Annotated in this window: 20 protein-coding genes and 1 tRNA gene; 12 read left to right on the top strand and 9 right to left on the bottom strand. The window is 67.0% G+C overall.

Annotated features, from left to right (window positions below; translation table 11 throughout):
* Positions 1–7: 7 nt before the first annotated feature.
* From tolA to BM115_RS03195, 9 genes are all read left to right on the top strand, one after another.
* Positions 8–1,066 (top strand): cell envelope integrity protein TolA, encoded by a 1,059-nt coding sequence (gene tolA / locus BM115_RS03235; protein ID WP_092290510.1) that lies wholly within the window; start codon positions 8–10, stop codon positions 1,064–1,066.
* Between the two features lie 205 nt (positions 1,067–1,271).
* On the top strand, positions 1,272–2,639 hold the full coding sequence (gene tolB, locus BM115_RS03230; protein WP_092290508.1) for a Tol-Pal system beta propeller repeat protein TolB: 1,368 nt from the start codon (positions 1,272–1,274) through the stop codon (positions 2,637–2,639).
* Positions 2,640–2,667: 28 nt separating this feature from the next.
* Positions 2,668–3,177 (top strand): peptidoglycan-associated lipoprotein Pal, encoded by a 510-nt coding sequence (gene pal, locus BM115_RS03225; RefSeq protein ID WP_177219835.1) that lies wholly within the window; start codon positions 2,668–2,670, stop codon positions 3,175–3,177.
* Positions 3,178–3,194: 17 nt separating this feature from the next.
* A complete protein-coding gene (ybgF, locus tag BM115_RS03220) occupies positions 3,195–3,950 on the top strand; it encodes a tol-pal system protein YbgF (RefSeq protein ID WP_092290506.1) in 756 nt (251 codons plus the stop codon).
* 203 nt (positions 3,951–4,153) lie between these two features.
* Complete coding sequence (gene queC / locus BM115_RS03215) at positions 4,154–4,837, top strand: 7-cyano-7-deazaguanine synthase QueC (RefSeq protein ID WP_092290504.1); 684 nt, start codon at positions 4,154–4,156, stop codon at positions 4,835–4,837.
* 51 nt (positions 4,838–4,888) lie between these two features.
* Positions 4,889–6,004, top strand: coding sequence for a YeeE/YedE family protein (locus tag BM115_RS03210; protein ID WP_092290502.1), 1,116 nt, complete (start codon positions 4,889–4,891; stop codon positions 6,002–6,004).
* 50 nt (positions 6,005–6,054) lie between these two features.
* Positions 6,055–6,130 (top strand) — tRNA-Lys (locus BM115_RS03205).
* Positions 6,131–6,303: 173 nt separating this feature from the next.
* Positions 6,304–7,212: a hypothetical protein gene (locus tag BM115_RS03200; RefSeq protein WP_092290500.1), complete on the top strand. Its 909-nt coding sequence runs from the start codon at positions 6,304–6,306 to the stop codon at positions 7,210–7,212.
* Between the two features lie 137 nt (positions 7,213–7,349).
* Positions 7,350–10,193 carry an EAL domain-containing protein gene (locus BM115_RS03195; RefSeq protein ID WP_092290498.1) on the top strand — a complete coding sequence of 948 codons (2,844 nt, stop codon included), beginning with the start codon at positions 7,350–7,352 and terminating at the stop codon, positions 10,191–10,193.
* Between the two features lie 18 nt (positions 10,194–10,211).
* Here BM115_RS03195 and BM115_RS03190 read toward each other — a convergent pair whose 3' ends face one another.
* The 3 genes from BM115_RS03190 to BM115_RS03180 all read right to left on the bottom strand — a co-directional run bounded on the left by BM115_RS03190 (position 10,212) and on the right by BM115_RS03180 (position 11,564).
* A complete protein-coding gene (locus BM115_RS03190) occupies positions 10,212–10,727 on the bottom strand; it encodes a DUF3318 domain-containing protein (RefSeq protein ID WP_092290495.1) in 516 nt (171 codons plus the stop codon).
* Positions 10,724–11,101, bottom strand: coding sequence for a phage holin family protein (locus tag BM115_RS03185; RefSeq protein WP_092290877.1), 378 nt, complete (start codon positions 11,099–11,101; stop codon positions 10,724–10,726). Before BM115_RS03185 ends, BM115_RS03190 begins: the two co-directional genes overlap by 4 nt.
* Positions 11,102–11,246: 145 nt before the next feature.
* A complete protein-coding gene (locus BM115_RS03180; protein ID WP_313818631.1) occupies positions 11,247–11,564 on the bottom strand; it encodes an ElaB/YgaM/YqjD family protein in 318 nt (105 codons plus the stop codon).
* Between the two features lie 201 nt (positions 11,565–11,765).
* Between BM115_RS03180 and BM115_RS03175 the strand changes: the two genes are divergently transcribed.
* Positions 11,766–12,404 carry a peroxiredoxin gene (locus tag BM115_RS03175; RefSeq protein ID WP_092290490.1) on the top strand — a complete coding sequence of 213 codons (639 nt, stop codon included), beginning with the start codon at positions 11,766–11,768 and terminating at the stop codon, positions 12,402–12,404.
* A 79-nt stretch (positions 12,405–12,483) separates the two neighbouring features.
* Here the strand turns inward: BM115_RS03175 and BM115_RS03170 are convergent, their stop codons facing one another.
* Entirely contained in the window at positions 12,484–13,677 is a 1,194-nt protein-coding gene (locus BM115_RS03170; RefSeq protein WP_092290488.1) for an acyl-CoA dehydrogenase, read from the bottom strand.
* A 190-nt stretch (positions 13,678–13,867) separates the two neighbouring features.
* On the opposite strand from BM115_RS03170, the gene BM115_RS03165 reads away from it, so the two are divergent.
* Entirely contained in the window at positions 13,868–14,689 is an 822-nt protein-coding gene (locus tag BM115_RS03165) for an IclR family transcriptional regulator (protein WP_092290486.1), read from the top strand.
* 12 nt (positions 14,690–14,701) lie between these two features.
* Here BM115_RS03165 and kynA read toward each other — a convergent pair whose 3' ends face one another.
* The 3 genes from kynA to kynB are packed head-to-tail and all read right to left on the bottom strand — an operon-like array spanning position 14,702 to position 17,544.
* Positions 14,702–15,586 carry a tryptophan 2,3-dioxygenase gene (gene kynA / locus BM115_RS03160; protein ID WP_092290484.1) on the bottom strand — a complete coding sequence of 295 codons (885 nt, stop codon included), beginning with the start codon at positions 15,584–15,586 and terminating at the stop codon, positions 14,702–14,704.
* A 17-nt stretch (positions 15,587–15,603) separates the two neighbouring features.
* The gene (gene kynU / locus BM115_RS03155) at positions 15,604–16,857 is read right to left on the bottom strand and encodes a kynureninase (RefSeq protein ID WP_092290482.1); all 1,254 of its coding nucleotides are present in this window, start codon (positions 16,855–16,857) and stop codon (positions 15,604–15,606) included.
* Positions 16,858–16,887: 30 nt separating this feature from the next.
* A complete protein-coding gene (gene kynB / locus BM115_RS03150) occupies positions 16,888–17,544 on the bottom strand; it encodes an arylformamidase (RefSeq protein WP_092290480.1) in 657 nt (218 codons plus the stop codon).
* A 158-nt stretch (positions 17,545–17,702) separates the two neighbouring features.
* On the opposite strand from kynB, the gene BM115_RS03145 reads away from it, so the two are divergent.
* The gene (locus BM115_RS03145) at positions 17,703–18,191 is read left to right on the top strand and encodes an Lrp/AsnC family transcriptional regulator (RefSeq protein WP_092290478.1); all 489 of its coding nucleotides are present in this window, start codon (positions 17,703–17,705) and stop codon (positions 18,189–18,191) included.
* A gap of 19 nt (positions 18,192–18,210) precedes the next feature.
* On the opposite strand, the gene BM115_RS03140 is transcribed toward BM115_RS03145, so the two are convergent.
* Both BM115_RS03140 and BM115_RS03135 read right to left on the bottom strand, forming a co-directional pair.
* Positions 18,211–18,774: a flavin reductase family protein gene (locus tag BM115_RS03140; protein WP_092290476.1), complete on the bottom strand. Its 564-nt coding sequence runs from the start codon at positions 18,772–18,774 to the stop codon at positions 18,211–18,213.
* A gap of 225 nt (positions 18,775–18,999) precedes the next feature.
* Positions 19,000–20,076: a DUF72 domain-containing protein gene (locus BM115_RS03135; protein WP_092290474.1), complete on the bottom strand. Its 1,077-nt coding sequence runs from the start codon at positions 20,074–20,076 to the stop codon at positions 19,000–19,002.
* Between the last annotated feature and the right edge of the window lie 4 nt (positions 20,077–20,080).

Here is a 20,080-nt window from a genome sequence, read left to right as displayed (position 1 = left end):
ACATCCAGTGGCCAGTCTCTCGTCACGTCATCCGCAAGCCCGGCCGCAGCGCCGGGCCCAGGCAGCCGCCTATCCCTACCAGCCGGTGAAGGAGCGCGGCACCACGCGCTCGTTCGTGATGGCCCTGTTCATGCACCTGCTGCTCGGGCTGGTGCTCTACTACGGCGTGCGCTGGCAGAGCAGCACGCCGGTGGGCGCCGAAGCCGAGCTGTGGGACGAAATTCCCGACACTACGCAGGCCCCGCCGCCGCGCCCCGTGGAGCTGCCGCGCCCGACGCCGCAGCCAGAGCCGGCCTTACGCAGCAAGGCCGAGGAAGACGCGGACATCGCCCTGGAACGCCAGAAGCGCAAGCAGGCCGAGGAGGCCGCCGAGCGCGAGGCCGCCCGCAAGGAACAGGAAAAACGCGACGCCCAGCGCAAGGAAGAGCAGCGCAAGGAAGACCTGCGCCAGCAACAGCAGCGCGAAGAGGCGCAGCGCAAGGAAGACGCGAAGAAGAAGGCCGAGCTGGATCGCAAGGAGCAAGCCGAGCGCGACCGCAAGGAAGCCGCCGACGCGAAGGCCAAGTCCGACGCCAAGGCCCGCGCTGACGCGGAGCAGAAGGCGAAGGCCGCCGATGCCGAAGAGAAGGCCCGTGCGAAGGCGGATGCCGATGCGAAGGCCAAGCGCGAAGCCGCGGCCAACGCCCAGCGCAAGAGCGAGCTGGCGCGCCTGCAGGCCCTGGCTGGCGGCAACGCCACCTCCAGCGGCGGTGGCGTGGGCAGCGCGGCGGGCTCCGGCGCGGGTTCGGGCGGCAAGGCGTCGCCGGGCTACGCCGACCGCGTGCGCCGCAAGGTGAAGCCGAACATCAACTTCGGTGGCGATGTGGACGGCAATCCGGCAGCCGTGGTGTCGGTCTCGCTGGCGCCGGACGGCTCGCTGCTGTCCGCCCGCCTGAGCAAGTCCAGCGGGAACGCGGACTGGGACAACGCCGTGCTGCGTGCGGTACAGCGCTCCGACCCGCTGCCGACTGACGAGAACGGCAAGGCGCCTTCGAGCTTCACGATCACGTTCAAGCCGAAGGACTAGGCGCCTCATCTGCCATGTTTTGCAACATAATGCAACCTTCATCGATGGCGTCAGGTCGCATTGCTACCATGAACGGTTGCCTGACGCGGCCGGCAGCGTGCAATTGCACGCAGAACGGGCCATGCGCCAAGCGGCGCGTTGCCCGTCCTGCTGTAGTTGCTGTGCCCGCCGTACCGATGAATCCTGATATCGACTGAGGAGCAGCATGCGAAAGCTTTGGGCCCCCAACTGGCTGTCCGCAAGGCGGCACAACGCTCAATCCACATCGTCGCCCGCCACCCAGCCCACGCGTGAGCAAAGCCGCTACGCGCTGATGGCCTGGCTGGCGGCCGCACTGATGTCGGCCGGCGTGGCACACGCACAATTGAATGTGGAAATCACCGGAGTTGGCTCGAACCAGTTCCCGGTGGCCACCGCCAACTTCCAGGGCGAGGCGCAGGCCCCGCAGAACCTGACCGCCATCATCCGCAGTGACCTGGTCAACAGCGGCCGCTTCCGCAACGTGGATCCGGGCGGCGCCACCGTGGCCGAATCGGCCCAGGTGGATTTGGGTAGCTGGAAGTCGCGCGGCGCTGATGCCTTCGTTGCCGGCAGCGTCACCCCCGCCGGCAACGGCCAGTACGAGGTGCGTTTCCGCCTGTACGACACGGTCAAGGGCCAGAGCCTGGGCGGCCTGGCCTTCACGGTCGGCCAGAACCAGTTGCGCGTGACCGCGCACAAGATCGCCGACTACATCTACGAGAAGCTGCTCGGCGAGCGCGGCGTGTTTGCCACGCGCCTGTCGTACGTGTCGAAGGTGGGCAACCGCTACCAGCTGCTGATTTCCGATTCGGACGGCCAGAACGCGCAGATCGCGCTGACCAGCACCGAGCCGATCATCTCGCCGGCATGGTCGCCTGATGGGCGCCGCGTGGCCTACGTCTCCTTCGAGGCGCGCAAGCCGGTGGTCTACGTGCACGATCTGGCCACGGGCAAGCGCACGCTGGTGTCGAACCAGAAGGGCAACAACAGCGCGCCGTCGTGGTCGCCGGATGGCCAGCGTCTGGCGCTGGCGCTCTCGCGCGACGGCAACACGCAGGTGTACCTGGTCAATGCCGATGGTTCGGGCCTGCGCCGCATCTCGCGCAGCAGCGCCATCGACACCGAGCCGCAGTTCTCGCCGGACGGCCGGAGCATCTACTTCACGAGCGATCGCGGCGGTGCGCCGCAGATCTACCGCATGCCGGCCTCGGGCGAAGAGGGCGGCGCCGCGCAACGCGTGACGTTCAAGGGCAACTACAACGTCAGTCCGCGCCTCTCGCCGGACGGCAAGTACCTGGCCTTCATCTCGCGTTCGGGCGGCTTCAAGCTACAGCTGCAGGACCTCTCCAACGGTGACGTGACGTCCCTCACCGATACGTCCAATGACGAAGCCCCGAGCTTCGCCGCCAACGGCAAGTACATTCTCTACGCCACCCGCGTGGGCGGCCGCTCGGTGCTGGCGGCGGTGTCCACGGATGGCCGTACGAAGCAGGTGCTGTCTCTCCAGTCCGGCGAGGTTCGCGAGCCGTCCTGGGGTCCTTTCATGCAATAGTGCAATAGAAAAAAGAGGAGTTATTGCCATGTCCCAAATGATGACCAAGTCGCTCGCCCTCGCCGCCCTGCTCGCACTGGGCGCCTGCAGCTCCGGCGTGAAGCTGGATGACACCGCCAAGTCGGGTACCGGCACTGCGCCGACCACCGACCCGCGCGCCGTGGCGCCGGTGGACGTCTCGCGTGACCCGCTGAACGATCCGAACAGCCCGCTGGCCAAGCGCAGCGTGTACTTCGACTTCGACAGCTACAGCGTGAAGTCCGACTACCAGAGCCTGCTGCAGGCCCACTCGCAGTACCTGGGCGCCAACAAGGGTCGCAAGATCCTGATCCAGGGCAACACCGACGAACGCGGCACCAGCGAGTACAACCTCGCCCTGGGCCAGAAGCGTGCCGAGGCCGTGCGCCGTTCGCTGTCGTCGCTCGGCGTGCCCGAGTCGCAGATGGAAGCCGTGAGCCTGGGCAAGGAAAAGCCGAAGGCCACCGGTCACGACGAAGCCTCGTGGGCCGAGAACCGTCGCGCCGACATCGCCTACTGATCTACGGATAAGTCTTCATGAATGCTCGCGCATCCACCCTGTTGTGGCTGGCAGCCGTCTCAGGCGGCTTGCTGGCAGCCACGTCCGCACACGCCGGCGTCTTCGACGACGACGAGGCGCGCCGCGCCGTGATCACGTTGCGGGACCAGTTCAACGGTTTCCAGGCAACGGCTTCACAGCGCATCGACCAGAGCAGCAAGGCCCAGCTCGACATGCAGAACCAGCTCGAAGGTCTGCGCCAAGAGGTGGCCCGCCTGCGCGGTCAGAACGAGGTGCTCCAGAACGCGGTGGATACGCTGCAGAAGCAGCAGAAGGACTACTACGCTGACCTGGACGCGCGGCTCAAGAAGTTCGAGCCGCAACAGGTGACCGTGGACGGCCGGGAGGGCATGGCCCAACCGACCGAGAAGCCCGAGTACGACGCGGCGCTGAAGCAGTTCCAGTCAGGCGATTTCAAGGGTGCGGGCAATGCGTTCTCGGCGTTTGCCAAGAAGTATCCGCAAAGCCCCTACCTGCCGCTGGCGCAGTTCTGGCTCGGCAATTCGCTCTACGCGCAGCGTGACTACAAGGGCTCGACGACGGTCCTGCAGAGCATGGTGTCGGCCAACCCTTCACATCCGAAGGCGCCGGACGCCATGATCGCCATCGCCAACAACCAGTTCGAGTCCGGCCAGAAGGCCGCGGCGAAGAAGACGCTGGAGACGGTGGTGGCCAAGTATCCGGGCACGGAAGGGGCCCAGGCCGCGAGCAACCGGCTGAAGACCCTGAAGTAACCGGTCTGCCTGGCAGTACCGTTGCAGGAGGAAGCCCGCTGGAAATTCTGGCGGGCTTTTTCTTTTGGGGCTTTGCGACCATGGAAGGAAGCCGGGCGATGGGCGCCATCAGTCCAGCCTGATTGGGGGCGGCCCGCCGGCGCGCTAAAATACGCGCTTTCGCAGTCAGCGACCCCCATTCCGCGCCGTCCGCGCCCCCGATCATGACCAAACGCGCCATCGTCCTGCTTTCCGGCGGACTCGACTCCGCCACCGTCCTCGCCATGGCCAACGCCGCCGGGTTTGAAACCTACGCGCTGTCCATGCGCTACGGCCAGCGCCATTCGTCCGAGCTGGAGGCCGCCAAGCTGGTGGCGGCGGCGCTGGGCGCCAAGCGTCACGAGATCATCGACCTCGACCTGCGCCGCTTCGGCGGCTCCGCGCTGACCGACGATACCCTCGACGTGCCGACCGACGGCGCCACGGGCGGCATTCCGATTACCTACGTGCCGGCCCGCAACACCATCATGCTGTCGCTGGCCCTGGGCTGGGCCGAGGCGATCGGCGGCCGCGACCTGTTCTTCGGTGCTAACGCCGTGGACTACTCCGGCTATCCTGACTGCCGTCCCGAGTATGTGTCCGCCTACGAGGCGCTCGCCAACCTGGCCACCAAGGCTGGCGTGGAGGGCGACCGCTTCCACGTGCACGCGCCCATCATCGACATGACCAAGGCCGAGATCATCCGCGCGGGCGTGAAGCTGGGCGTGGACTACGGCCTGACCGTCTCCTGCTACAAGGCCGACGACGCAGGCCGCGCCTGTGGCGTGTGCGACTCCTGCCGCATCCGTCGCGCCGGCTTCGAGACGGCGGGCGTGCCCGACCCCACGCGCTACCAGGCCGCTGCCTGATCGATCCCCGCGCCAGCACATCATAAAAATACGAGTCACCCCCGGTCCACCATGCCTGACATCGACATCCCCGCGCTCTCCCACACCGTGCTGTGGAGCACGTTCGTCCTGACTTTCCTGTTCGGCGCCATTCTCCAGCGCACGCATTTCTGCACGATGGGCGCCATCTCGGACATCGTGAACATCGGCGACTGGAGCCGCATGCGCATGTGGGTCATGGCCATCGGCGTGGCGATGATCGGCACCGGCGCGCTGGCCTGGGCCGGCCAGATCGATCCGACCAAGACCATCTACACCTCGGCGAAGCTGGCCTGGCTGTCAGCGGCGGTGGGCGGGCTGATGTTTGGCTTTGGCATGGTGCTGGCCTCGGGCTGCGGCAGCAAGACGCTGGTGCGCATCGGCGCGGGCAACCTGAAGTCGCTGGTGGTGTTTGTGTTCCTGGGGCTCTCCGCCTATATGACGCTGCGCGGGCTGTTTGGCGTGGTTCGCGTGAACACGGTCGACACGGTGGCCGTGGCGCTGCCCGTCACGCAGGACCTGCCGTCGCTGGTGGCGCAGGGCAGTGGCATCGCGCGCGGCACGCTGCAACTGGTGCTGGGCGGGGCGATCGGCGCGGCGCTGGTGCTGTGGGCGTTGGCGGGACGCGGGTTCCGTAGCTTCGACAACGTGCTCGGCGGCCTTGGCGTGGGGCTGATCATCGTCGGCATGTGGTATGTGTCCGGCCATCTCGGCTATCTGTCGGAAGATCCGAACACGCTCGAGGAACTGTTCGTCAGCACGAATAGCGGCCGGATGGAAAGTCTGAGCTTCGTGGCGCCGTACGCCTACACGCTGGACTGGCTGATGATGTTCAGCGACAAGAGCAAGGTGCTGACCATCGGCATCGTCAGTGTGATTGGCGTGATTGCCGGCGCGGCGGTGTACGCGCTGGCCACGCGCACGTTCCGCTGGGAAGGCTTCGGCAATGCCGAGGACGTGGCCAACCACATGGTGGGCGGCATGCTGATGGGCGCGGGCGGGGTGACGGCACTGGGCTGCACGATCGGGCAGGGGCTCTCGGGCGTCTCGACGCTGGCCGTGGGCTCGTTCATCGCGCTCGCGGGCATCGTGGTCGGCGCATGGCTGGCCTTCAAGTACCAGATATGGCGACTGGAGCGCATGGCCTGAGGGTTGACGCCTGACAGGTAGCTCTCTATAATCGCGGATTCGATTTTTGCGGGTCGTTAGCTCAGTCGGTAGAGCAGCGGACTTTTAATCCGTTGGTCGCGTGTTCGAGTCACGCACGACCCACCAGCATTGCAGAAGGGCCTGTGGCGCAAGTCACAGGCCCTTTTTGTTTTGACTTTCCGCCGTCGGCGTTCGCCACCGCACAGAACTCCTGCGCCGCGCGTCCACAATCCATGGTTCATCCCGCGCGCCTCTGCCAGCGCGCGAACCCCTCATTTCGATGGCGATGAGACGACACGATGAACAGGCTTCTGGCTCGCCTGGCCACGCTGCTGGCGTGGGGGCTGGTCGCGATGGGCGGCGCGCAGGCGTCTGACTTCGCCTGCCAGCTGGCGCCGCAGTCCGCCTCGGTGCGCTGCGACGATCTGGTATCGCCCGGCCAGCGCTGCGGCAGCCCGCCGGACCGCCGCCCCGTGGCCCAGCGCATGATCTGCGAATACGCGATGCTCCACATGGGCTACGTGCGCATCGACGACGACCAGCGCCGCCAGCTGCGCGCGGGCACGCTGCGCATGGGCGACTTGCAGGCGTGGCGCCGCAAGCGCGATGCCTGTACTTCCGTGCCGTGCCTCGACGCCGTGTTCGCCGAGTGGTGGCGCCACCGCAGCGACCGGCTGTCCGCCGGGCGGCCGCCCGCGCAGCCGCCGGCCAGGCCGCTGCAGGCGCGGCCCGCGCAGGAATTCGCCATCCCGGCCCGCCCGGAGCTTCCGCCGGCGACCCTCGTTCCTGCCGCACCCTCCGCCGCCGCATCGCCCCCCATGTTGCCCGACGCCGAGCCCGTGCTGGCGATGACGATGGCGACCGCGCCTGACGCCCTCCCGCAGTCGTCGCTGCTTTCATCGGTGCACGACACCCGGCCGCCGCTGCCCAAGGAGGAGATCGGCGCCGCTTTCGCCACCTTCTCCACCCGGCATGCGATGGCCTGGGCCTGGCTGCTGTGGCTAGGGCTGCTGCTGGTGGCAAGCGTCGGACTGGACTGGGTCCTGAAGCGCCGCGGACGGGCGCCGCAGGCGGAGGGCCAGCCGGAAGCCGCGGGCACGGCCGGTGTGGCCCGACATCATCCGGCCATGTCCCGCGTGGCGATTGTGCTCGGCATGCTGCTGGTACTGAACGCGATCCTGCTGCTGGCGGTGTTCGTCAGCCGCTAGGGTCCAATTAACCAGTCTGAGTTAGAGACAGCCCCATTCCCGGTCATCGAAAATGCACTTGGCACGCTGCACGCCGGCGTGGCCATCGGTTCATTCGTCCAATGGGTGAGCGCCGCACGCCGGCGCGGGAAGTGTCTATGCAGCAAGGCGGTACTGCCCTCCCGGTCAATGAGCATGTTCTGCGCATCATCTGGCCGTTCCTGCCCGTGGTGGTGGCGCTCGCATTGTTCTGTCTGGCCAGCGTCGACATGTTGTCCGCCGCGCGCGGTTTCGTGGCGGGCGAGAGCCTGTGGTCGAAGGGGCAGAAAGATGCGGTGATGCATCTGCTGCGCTACACCGACTCGCGCGACCCTGCCGACTTCGCCGCCTACCGGCGTGCCATCGCCGTGCCCCTCGGCGACAAGCAGGCGCGTCTCGAACTCGAAAAACGTCCGGATTTCGATCGTCAGGTCGCCGTGGAAGGCCTGCTCGTCGGCGGCAACCACCCCGACGACATCCCCGGGATGATCCGGCTGTACCGCTATTTCCGGAATGTGACCGAAATCGACCAGGCGATTGCCGTCTGGGCCGCCGCCGACGTGGACATCGCCCGTCTGACCGTCGTGGCAGACAAGTTGCGAGAATGTGTCGGCGCGCGGGACGAAGCGGCCTGCCTGCCGCCGCTTCAACGCGAGATTGCCGAACTCGACGCGCGGCTCGGGCCGATGGAGATTGCGTTCTCGGCCACGCTCGGCCAGGCATCGCGGCGTGTGCGGGGCGTGCTGCTGTCCGGCACCGTCCTGCTGACGATCCTGTTGCTGGGCTGTGCCTCATGGCTGTCGATGCGCACCCAGCGCAAGGAGCGTGAGCTGCGCGCCGCGCTGGCCAAGAGCGAGCAGCGGCTGCAACTGGCCGTGGCGGGCAGCGACGATGGCCTCTGGGACTGGCATCCCCACCATGGCGAACTCTATTTCTCGCCGCGCTGCGCGGAGATGCTCGGCTTTGGCGCCGACGAGTTGCCGCACGCACGCGAAACCCTGCTGGCCCTGATGCATCCGGCCGACGTCGCCGAGTTCGACCGCCAGTTGGCCCGCCACGTGCGCGAGGGCACGCCGTACGACGTGGAGATCCGCCTGCGCCGCAAGCAGGGCGGCTACCTGTGGGTCCGCGCGCGCGGCCGCATGGTGCGCAGCCCGGTGGGCAAGGCGGTGCGGATGGCGGGCTCCCTGAGCGACATTTCCGACCGCAAGCGCTTCGAGGCGCAGTTGTTCGCCGAGAAGGAGCGGGCGCAGGTCACGCTGCGCGCCATCGGCGAGGCGGTGGTGACGACCGATGTCTGGGGCCGCATCGATTCGATGAACCCCGCCGCGGAGGGGCTGACCGGCTGGTCCGAGGCCGAGGCAGCCGGCTGCTTCCTGGCCCAGGTTTGCCCGCTGCTGGACGAATCGACCTGCACGCCGGTGACCGACCTGGTGCCGCGCGCGCTGGAAGACCGCTGGCCGAGCCAGTGCGTGATGCTGCTGGCGGGGCGTGCCGGCGGCGGCCCGGTGGTGGTCAAGCCATCGGTGGCGCTGATGCGGGACAAGGGCGGGCACGCCATCGGCGTGGTGTTGGTGCTGCACGACGTGAGCATGGAGCGCGCCCACGCCGCCCAGCTGGCGCACGAGGCCAGCCACGACGCGCTGACCGGGCTGGTCAACCGCGTCGAGTTCGAGCGCCGCGTGGCCACCGCCATCGCCCGCGTGCGGCAGGAGGGCGCCGCGCACACGCTGATGTACCTCGATCTCGACCAGTTCAAGGTGGTCAATGACACCTGCGGCCATGCCGCCGGCGACGAGCTGATCCGCCAGATGGCCGCCGTCATGCGCCAGCAACTGCGCAAGGGCGATACGCTGGCGCGGCTTGGCGGCGATGAGTTCGGCGTGCTGCTGGAACACTGCGATGCGGGCGATGGCGAACGCGTGGCCGAGGCCCTGCGTCGTGCCATCGCCACGTTCCGCTATGCGCATCGGCAGAGAATCTTCTCATTGGGTGTCAGCATCGGACTGGTACGAATCGATGCCGGTACCGGCAAGGTCGAGGAGGCGCTGAGCGCAGCTGATGCGGCGTGCTACATGGCGAAGGAGGGCGGCCGCAACCGCGTGCAGGTGTATCTGCCGAACGACAGTGTGGTGCGCGCCCGGCACGGCGAGATGGAGTGGGTCAGCCGGGTGCATGCGGCGCTGAGCGCGGGGCGTTTCTGTCTCTACGCGCAGGACATCGTGCCGTTGCAGCCGTCCGAATCGGATTCGGCAGGCGCGGCAGGGCGGCATATCGAAGTGCTGCTGCGCCTCGTGGACGAGCAGGGCCAGCTGGTGCCGCCGATGGCCTTCGTGCCAGCGTGCGAGCGCTTCAACCTCATGCCGATGATCGACCGATGGGTCGTGGAAACCGCGTTCGCGGCGCTGGCGCGGCTCCAAATCGAGCGGCCTGGCGAGATCGGCATGTGCTCCATCAACATGTCCGGTGCCTCGCTGGCCGACGCGCACTTCCCCGGCTTCGTGCGGCAGCAGGCTATCCGCCATGACATCGCTTTGTCTGGCATCTGTTTTGAAATCACGGAAACGGCGGCGATCAACAACCTCGCGCAGGCGGCGGCCTTTATCGAACAGCTGCAGGGCATGGGCTGCGTCTTCGCGCTCGACGACTTCGGCGCGGGCATGTCGTCATTCGCCTATTTGAAACACCTTCCAGCGGCTTACCTGAAGATCGATGGCAGCTTCGTACGCGAGATGCTCGATGACCCGGTCAATGCGGTGATGGTAGAGGTGATCCAGCGGATCGGGCACGCGATGGGCAAGAAGACCATCGCCGAATTCGTCGAGTCGGAAGCCATGCGGGAGCGGCTGCAGGCGTTGGGCGTGGACTACGCCCAGGGGCAGCTGATCGGCGCGCCGCTGCCCTTCGCGCGCGGCAACGCCGTGGTGGTGGACGGCGCCGAGCGGTTCGCCGTCACCCTCTAAGGCAGGTTCAGGGCAGGTTCAGGGCTGGGCCGGCGGCGGTGCGTCCGGCGTGGGGGAAGGCACCAGCGGATCCCGGAAGCCGGTATCGAACGCCTTCGCGGCCACGACCTCGGCCGCGCTGGCCGGGGCTTTCGTGTCCTGCCAGGTCTTGTAGGCCCAGTATCCGGCGCCAGCGACCATGCCGTATTTCGACAGCTTCCAGGCCACGCGGCCGATGGCGGTCCGGCGCAACAGCGGCATCGCCAGGGTGATGGCGGTACTCAGCATCGGGTATTCGCGCGTCACGCCCAGCATCTTGAGCCAGCCCGAGGGCCGGGTCAGCCGGGGCAGCCAGGAGCCCAGGTTGGTCATGCGGCGTGCGCCGCCGCGTACCTGGCGCAGCGCCTGCACGGCGTCGTAGCGTTCCAGTGCCGCGCGGGTGATCAGCAGTTCCTTGCGGACGGCCAGCGGCAGCTGTACCTCGCGCGAGAATCGCACCGGGCGCGGATGCTCGGCGCGGCGTTCGTCCATGGAGTCGTCGTCGGGCGTGGTCATCGGCGCAGCATCTCCCGGTCCTTGTCGAGTTCGGCGAGCGTGTCCGCGAACAGCGGCGGGGCGTTGCGCACCATGCGGCGCGCGGTAAGCAGGCAGGCGGCCATGCAGACCAGATAAATCACGACGATCGCGCCGATGGCCTGCCAGCGGTAGGTTTCCCAGAACAGGATGGCGACGAGAATCGTGAACGTCATTAGCGCCATGCCGAAAAATACCAGCCCGAAGCAGGCCAGCAGGGCGACTTTCATCAGCCGGGTGCGTTCCTCGGCCAGTTCCACGCTGGCAAGTTCCAGGCGCGTCTGGACCATCGACACCATCGAACCGGTCAGGTTGCGCAGGGAGTCCAGGAACTTGGGGGAAGGGGATTCGCTCATGCGGCTCCGGCGAAGAATCGATGCGCCAAGATTGGCGGCATCCTCGATGAGCGGACCGGGCGGCGGCATGGCGCCGCGCCTCCCGGGCCTTCGGCGCGGGCCGGCGCGGGCGCGGGGCCCGGATGCCGGCCGGCTTGCGCCTGTCTTACTTGCGGTTCAGCAGCAGGCCGATCAGCAGGCCCACGCCGGCCGCCACGCCCACGGCCTTCCACGGGTGGTCATGCACGTAGTCGTCGGTGGCACGCGCGGCGGCCTTGCTCTTGGTGACCACGGCGTCCTGCAGATCCTGGGCTTTTTCCTTGGCCTGCTTCAGCAGGCCCATGCCGCGCTCGCGCAACTCGGCAGCCTTCTCGCCGGTGGTCGAGGCCGCTTGCTTAAGCAGTTCTTCGGCATCGGACAGAACGGTCTTCACATCGCTCATCAGTTTCTCCTGTTTGCGGGCGGTTGGTTCGAATGGTGACATTTTGCCTTGCTCGCTATCGCTTGTGGCGCTTTCTGTCTTCCACTTAGGATATGTGGCGGCAACCCATCGTTTCAAGGCAAGCCGCTCACCCGACCGTCTTTATGACTTCGAGTGATTTTATAGTGACTTTATATTCGTTTCGGTTGGATCGCAATCCAACTAAGCTGGTTCCTTCAACCTTCCCCCTGGAGATTTTCAACAATGGCACTGCGTCTTGGCGACATCGCCCCGGACTTCGAGCAAGAATCGAGCGAGGGCCGCATCCGCTTCCACGATTGGCTGGGCGACGGCTGGGGCGTGCTGTTCTCGCACCCGGCGGACTACACCCCGGTCTGCACCACCGAGCTGGGGCTGACCGCCAAGCTGAAAGGCGAGTTCGAGAAGCGTAATGTCAAGGCCATTGCCCTGTCCGTGGACAGCGTGGAGTCCCATAAAGGCTGGATTGGCGATATCAACGACACCCAGTCGACCTCGGTGAATTTCCCGATTCTGGCCGATGCGGACCGCAAAGTGTCTGAGCTTTACGACATGATTCACCCGAACGCCAACGAAACGCTGACCGTGCGTTCGCTGTTCGTGATCGATCCGAAGAAGAAGGTAAGACTGATCATTACCTACCCGGCCAGTACCGGTAGAAATTTCAACGAAATCCTCCGCGTCATCGATTCCCTGCAACTGACCGACCACCACAGCGTGGCCACGCCGGGCAACTGGCAGGACGGCGACGACGTGGTGATCGTGCCGTCGCTGAAGGACGAGGAGATCATCCGCCAGAAATTCCCGAAGGGCTACAAGGCGGTTCGCCCCTACCTGCGCCTGACGCCCCAGCCGAACAAGTAAGCCGGCCGGCAGGCAGGCAAGTGTAAAAAAGCCCGGCTTGCCGGGCTTTTTTACATCGTCTTCCGCTGAAAAAACGCGATCAGAAGAAGGCTTGCAGGCCCGTCTGGGCGCGGCCCAGGATCAGCGCGTGGATGTCGTGGGTGCCTTCGTAGGTGTTGACCACCTCGAGGTTGACCACATGGCGGATCACGCCGAATTCGTCCGAGATGCCGTTGCCGCCGAGCATGTCGCGGGCTACGCGGGCGATGTCGAGCGACTTGCCACACGAATTCCGCTTCATGATCGACGTGATTTCCACGGCGGCCGTGCCTTCGTCCTTCATGCGGCCCAGGCGCAGGCAGCCTTGCAGGCCCAGCGTGATCTCGGTCTGCATGTCGGCCAGCTTCTTCTGCACCAGCTGCGTGGCGGCCAGCGGGCGGCCGAACTGCTTGCGGTCCAGCGTGTACTGGCGGGCGGTGTGCCAGCAGAACTCGGCGGCGCCGAGCGCGCCCCAGGCAATGCCGTAGCGGGCCGAATTCAGGCAGGTGAACGGGCCCTTGAGGCCGCTCACGCCCGGCATCAGGTTCTCTTCCGGCACGAAGACCTGGTCGAGCACGATCTCGCCCGTGATCGACGTGCGCAGGCCCACCTTGCCGTGGATGGCCGGCGCGGACAGGCCCTTCCAGCCTTTTTCGAGGATAAAGCCGCGGATGGCGTCCTTGCCGTCGTCGCCGACCAGCTTGGCCCAGACCACGAAGACATCGGCGATCGGCGAGTTGGTGATCCACATCTTGGCGCCGGACAGCTCGTAGCCGCCGTCCACCTTCTTGGCGCGGGTGATCATCGAGCCCGGGTCGGAGCCGTGATTCGGCTCGGTCAGGCCGAAGCAGCCAATCCATTCGCCGGTAGCCAGCTTGGGCAGGTATTTCTGCTTCTGGGCTTCCGTGCCGAATTCATAGATCGGCACCATCACCAGCGACGACTGCACGCTCATCATCGAGCGATAGCCGGAATCCACGCGCTCCACTTCCCGTGCGATCAGGCCGTAGCTGACGTAGTTCAGGCCCGGGCCGCCGTATTGCTCGGGAATGGTCGGTCCCAGCAGGCCCAGTTCGCCCATCTCGCGGAAGATCTCGATGTCGGTCTTCTCGTTGCGGAAGGACTGGAGCACACGCGGCATCAGCTTGTCCTGCGAGTACGCGGCGGCGGCATCGCGCACCATGCGTTCTTCGTCGGTCAGTTGCTGATCCAGCAACAGGGGGTCGATCCAGTTGAATTCGGCATTGGCAGCCATGGAGGTCTCCTTCTTTGGTGGCGCGCCGAGGGGCGGGGGCAGCCCTCGAACAGGTGTAGTGAAGTTCCGCATTGCGGAACCTTGTTCCGATGAGCTAGTATAGCCGAACCGATCCGCAGTGCAACAGGGGGTGGACCCGATCCCGCCCTGCCGCACGCCAGGTGGATCATCCTTCTCATGGAGCCACGCCTTGGCCACTTCCTCATTGCCCGCCCCGGCGGCAAACGCCGATACCGAGCGCCCCGCGCGCGAAAGCGATCCGAACTTCGTGACGGCGCTGGCGCGCGGCCTGGAACTGCTCCGTTGCTTCCGCACCGGCGAGGCGATGCTCGGCAATCAGGATTTCGTGCGCCGCACCGGCTTTCCGAAGGCGACGGTCAGCCGGCTGGCCGGCACGCTGGTGCAACTGGGCTACCTGCGCTATGACGACAGCCTGGGTAAATACGCGCTCGATGCCGGCGTGCTGGCGCTCGGTTTCTCGTATTTATCTGCCTCGGACGTGGTGGCGCTGGCGCGTCCCCACATGCTGGCGTTCGCGCAGGCGTATGGCGTGTCGGTGTCGCTCGGCAAGCGCGAGCGGATGGAGGTGATCTATCTCGAATCGATACGAAATGACGCCGGCGTGATGCTCGGCCTCGGCGTGGGGTCGCGGCTCTCGCTGATGTCGAGTTCGATGGGGCGCGCCTATCTGGCCGCGCTGCCGGCCGCGCGACGCGAGCGCGTGCTGGGCGAATTCGCACTGGCCTATCCGGAGCAGTGGAAGCAGCAGGAGGCGCCGATGCGCGCCGCGCTGGCCGAGGCTGAGCGGCTGGGTTATTCGGCCTCGTTCCGGGACTGGCATCCCGCTATCCACGCCTGCGCCGTGGCGTTCCGGCCGGTGGGGGAGAAGGACCTGCACATGATTAGCTGCAGCGCGTCGTATGGCACGGTGGCCGAGCAGGTGTTCCACGAGACCCTGGCCCCGGCGCTGCAGGCGCTGGGCGCGCGGCTGTCCGACCCCGGCGCGCGCTGATTGGACGCAAGTTCAAAGGTCCGTGCGCAGCTTCCACAGTTCCGGGAACAGCACCACGTCGAGCATCTTGCGCAGGTAGCCGACGCCCTCGGTGCCGCCGGTGCCGCGCTTGAAGCCGATCACGCGCTCCACCGTGGTCACATGGCGGAAACGCCATTGCCGGAACGCATCCTCGAGGTCGACGAACTTCTCGCCCAGCTCGTAGAGCTCCCAGTATTTGGACGGATTGCGATACACCTCGAGCCAGGCCGTCTCCACGGACGCGTTGTAGATCGTCGGTTGGGTCCAGTCGCGCTCCACCACCTCGGCGTCGATCTGGAACCCGCGCCGCGCCATCAGGCGGATCGCCTCGTCATACATCGACGGCGTGTGCAGCGCGGCATCCACCAGCGCCAGATGCTCGGGCCGGTGCGCGTGCGGGCGCAGCAGCGCCGCGTTCTTGTTGCCGAGGATGAACTCGATCTCGCGATACTGGTACGACTGGAACCCCGATGACGCGCCCAGGTAGGGCCGCATCGCCGAATACTCGGGCGGCGTCATTGTCGCCAGCACGTTCCACGCCTGCACCAGTTGGTCCATGATGCGCGACACGCGTGCCAGCATCTTGAACGCCGGGCGCAATTCGTCGTTGCGCACGCCATCACGCGCGGCGCGCAGCTCGTGCAGCATCAGCTTCATCCACAGTTCCGTGGTCTGGTGCTGGACGATGAACAGCATTTCGTTGTGGTCCGGCGAGCGCGGATGCTGGGCGCTCAGGATCTGGTCCAGACCCAGGTAGTCGCCGTAGCTCATGTCCTGCGCGAAGTCCATCTGCGCGCCGTGCCACTTGTCGTCCGCCGCATCGCCGGTGTTGGCCGATGCGCCGTGTCCCATCGGACATCCCTTGAATTCGCTCATGGTCCGCTCCGCTCCGCTCAGGTCACTGCCGTCCGCACGGCGAAGCGCGCGTCGCGATAGGCGCCGCTGTCGAGCACGTCTCGCAGAATCTCCACGGCGTCCCAGACTTCCGTGAAGCTCGTGTAGAGCGGCGTGAAGCCGAAACGGGCGATGCCGGGCTCGCGATAGTCGCCAATCACGCCACGTTCGATCAGCGCCGCGACCAGCGCGTAGCCGTCCGGATGGGCGAAGCTGACCTGGCTGCCGCGCCGGGCGTGCTCGCGCGGCGTGACCAGGGTCAGCGGGTGCGTGGCGCAACGCGCCTCCACCAGCGCGATAAACGCATCGGTCAGTTTCAGGGACTTCGCGCGCAGCGCGGTCATGCTGGTCTGGGCGAAGATGTCCAGCCCGCATTCGACCATCGCCAGCGAGGTCACCGGCTGCGTGCCGCACAGGAAGCGGCCGATGCCCTCGGTGGGGCGGTACTGCGGCGACATCGCGAACGGCGCCTGATGGCCCCACCAGCCGGACAGCGGCTGCCAGAACGCGTCGCGCAGCGCCGGCGCCACCCAGACGAAGGCCGGCGAGCCGGGGCCACCGTTCAGGTACTTGTAGGTGCAGCCAATGGCGTAGTCGGCGCCGGCCGCGGTCAGGTTCACCGGCACCGCCCCGGCCGAGTGGGCGAGATCCCACACCGTCAGCGCGCCGCGCGCGTGGGCCAGTTCGGTCAGTCCGGCCATGTCGAGCATCTCGCCGGTCTTGTAGTTGACGTGCGTCAGCATCAGCACAGCGGTGTCGGGGCCCACGGCGGCTTCGATCTCGGCCGGGCTGTCCACCAGGCGCACCGAGTAGCCTTGCTGGAGCAGGTCGGCCAAGCCCTGGGCGATGTAGAGGTCGGTCGGGAAGTTGCTGGCCTCGGAGACGATCACGCGGCGTGCCGGGTCGCGTTGCTGCTGCACGCGCAGCGCGGCGGCCAGCACCTTGAACAGGTTGATCGAGGTCGTGTCGGTGACCACCACCTCGTCGTGCCCGGCGCCGATCAGCGGGGCCAGCCGGTTGCCGAGCCGGCGCGGCAGATCGAACCAGCCCGCCGAATTCCAGCTACGGATCAGGCCCTCGCCCCATTCGGCGGACACCACTTCGGCGGCGCGCGCGGCGGCGGCACGCGGACGGGCGCCGAGCGAATTGCCATCGAGATAGATCACGCCGGCAGGCAGCGCGAACTGCTCGCGCAGGCCGCGCAGGGGGTCGTCACGGTCGAGCGCGACGCAGTATTCACGGGTCAAATTCATGGGCTGGAAATCAGACGATTCTGAAAAAGGTCAGGCGAGGGCGCGCAGGATGGCGCGTACCGGGCTGGCATCGAGCGTGGCAAGGCGCAGCGGCAGGGCGATCAGTTCGTAATCACCCGCCGGCACGTCGTCGAGCACGATGCCTTCGAGAATGGCAAGCCGGTGGTCGCGCACGGCGTGGTGCGCGTCCATCGTCTTCGAGTCCTGGGGGTCTAGCGAGGGGGTGTCGATGCCGACCAGCTTCACGCCGTGGCGGGCCAGCAGCGCGATCGTCTCGGCGGCCACCGCGCAGAAGCCCGCATCCCACGTGCCCTGCGGCGCCGTGGCGTAGGTGCGCAGCAGCACGCGCGGCGGCGTGCCGGCCAGCGCGGCTTCCACGTGGCGCGGCAACACGTGCGGGCCGGCGCCGATGCAGTCGATCACGCGGCACGGGCCGAGGTAGGCGTCGAGCGGCACCGCCCCAATCGGCGCGCCACCGGCCACGTAGTGGAGCGGGGCATCCGCATGGGCGCCCGTATGGGGCGACATCGTCATCCGGCCGACATTGACCGGGCACTGGCCATCCATGACCCAGGCGGGGTCGTGCTGGAACGGAGTGTCGCCGGGCCACACCGGCGTGGCCGGTGAGACGGGTGGGGTGATGTCCCAAATACGGCGGGCATCGTGAAAATCGGGGGCGTGGGGCATGGGGGCGGCAGGGATCGTGAAGATCGTTGCGTCGATGACCGCATCATAGTCAAAAGCGCCCAGAAGAGGCTTGCGAAATGCCCCGTCCTGATGGGCATGTTTCGCATAGAATTGTGTGGATCGACCAAATATTCGCAGATTCTGCGACAAACACGGATATGACCCTCGACCCCATCGATTTGCGCATTCTCACCTGCCTGCAGGAGAACGGCCGCATCAGCAATCAGGATCTGGCCGACAAAGTGGCGTTATCTCCCTCCGCGTGCCTGCGGCGCGTGCGCTTGCTGGAGGAGCAGGGAGTGATTGGCGGCTATCGCGCGTGGTTCGATGCCGAGCGGCTGGGGCTGGAGATCGAGGCGATCGTGCAGGTGTCGATGCGCCACGACCTCGAAGGCTGGCACGACACCTTCAACGCGGCCGTGCAGGCGTGGCCGGAAGTGCTGACCGCCTATGTGATTACCGGCGACAGCAACTACATCCTGCGCGTGCAGGCGCGCAACCTGAAGCACTACTCGGACTTCATCGTCAACCGGCTCTACCGCACGCCGGGGGTGATGGACATCCGCTCGAACATTGTGCTCCAGCGGATCAAGACGGATGGCTCGCCGCTGGCGGCGTTGCATGCCGACCAGGGCGGGAAAGCGTAGAAACGGGAAGGGGACCGGCTTAGCGGTCCAGTGGCGAGACCGTGGAGAACTGGCCGCCCTGGAACACCAGCGGCTGGCCGCCGCAGTCCTGCAGGCCGCAGCGCTCCACTTCGCCGACGAAGATCACGTGGTCGCCTTCGTCGTAGCGGCTGCGGTTATGGCATTCGAACCAGGCCAGCGCGTTGGCGAGGATCGGCAGGCCGGTTTCGGAGAGGCGGTAGTCCACGCCGGCGAAGCGGTCGCCCTTGAGCGAGGCGAAGCGCTGGCATAGATCCATTTGCGACGCGCAGAGCACATTGATGATGTAGTGCGTGCCATCGCGGAACATCGGCAGGCTGTTGGCGCGGTTGGCCATGCTCCAGAGCACCAGCGGCGGGTCCAGCGAGACCGAGTTGAACGAGCTGGCTGTGATGCCGACGAACGGCGCGCCGTTGGCGTACGGATGCCCCGCCGCGCGCGTGGTGATGACGGTCACGCCGGTGGCGAACTGCGACAGCGTCCGCTTGAAATGCTGCGAATCGAAGTCGGGCGAGGCGGCCTTGCGGCCCGTGATGGGGTCGTCGTCCTCGGCAGGCATGCCCATGTCTCGGGCTCCACACAAATCCATGATTTTCATTGCATCGTCAGCCGGTACGCCTTGTACGGATGTCACCTTGCGCCGCGCGCAGGGGCGCGTCGGTGGGATTTCGTACAAAACGGGCCGGAATCGCGGCGGCCGAAACCCGGCGCCGATCGTCCCCCGATTGTAGCGGAGTCCGGACATTTGCCCGACGGTAGGGTCTTTCGCGCCGGCTGGCCCGATACGCGTTCAGAGCCGGTCCGCGATGGCCTCGGCCAGCCGCGCGATGCTCAGCGGCGCGCAGCCTTCGGCGTTGTTGCTGACGATCACGTAGGCCGGCTGGCCCGTGCGCAGCGTGCGCGCCACCACATCGGCAATGGCGTCGCGCGTCTCCGGGTCAGGTTCGACGATCTTGTCGAATGGACCGTAGGCCTTCTCGGCCATCGCATAGGAGCGGCCTTCGCGCAGCATCCAGCGCAGCACCAGCGGGCCGGGCGCGCCCTCGTCCATCAACGCCTGCGCGGCGGACTGGCGGGCCACGGGCGGCAGGCGGTCGCGCGCGGCGAGGCAGAAGCGCACGCCACGGTCCCGCAGCAGGCGGATGTAGCGCGGCGTGAGCAGGGCCGCGTCGCGGATCTCCACCGCGTAGCAGGCGTGCGGGGTCAGGGTGGGGTCCAGCGGCGGCAGCGCGGCCAGGAAGGCGTCCAGCCGGGCGAGGAAGGCGGGGCCGTCATCGCCCACGCCCGCCAGCGGCGACAGTTGGAACAGCAGCGGCCCGCAATGCTGGCCGAGCCCGCCTGTGGCCGGCACGATGCAGTCCCGGATCGCGATCTCGGGATTGAGGAAGCCCGCGTTCGGCAGCCGCCCGGCGCCATCGGGCCCGCGCAGCCAAGCATCGCAAACGCTGGCCGGCGCCTTGACGAGGAAGCGGAAGCCCTCGGGCACCTGTGCCGCATACTGCATATAGTCGGTCAGCGGGATCGGCCCGTAGAAGCCCCGGTCGATCCCCGCCGCGCGCAGCAGCGGATGCTGGCCGCAGGCGCGCAGCCCCTTGCGCGAGAGCAGGCTCTCGGTGTACTGGCCATCGTAGACCAGCCCGTGCCAGCCCGGATATGACCACGACGAGGTGCCGAAATGGAGGTTGGGCGGCAGCCGCTGGCCGAGCGCGACCAGCGCGGCGTCGGGCGTCCACGGCGCGACGACCTTGCCGGCGGGCTTCTTCTTGGGAAGTTCGCCAGCCGCAGGATCGGCGGCTGGCGAGGGTTCGGAGGAGGCGGGGAGCGGCGATGCGGGTGCATCGCCGAACAGGTCAAGCGTATCGTTCAATCGA

The organism is Cupriavidus sp. OV096 (assembly GCF_900115455.1).
Lineage (GTDB): Bacteria > Pseudomonadota > Gammaproteobacteria > Burkholderiales > Burkholderiaceae > Cupriavidus.
This window is presented reverse-complemented; position numbering and strand designations above follow the sequence as displayed.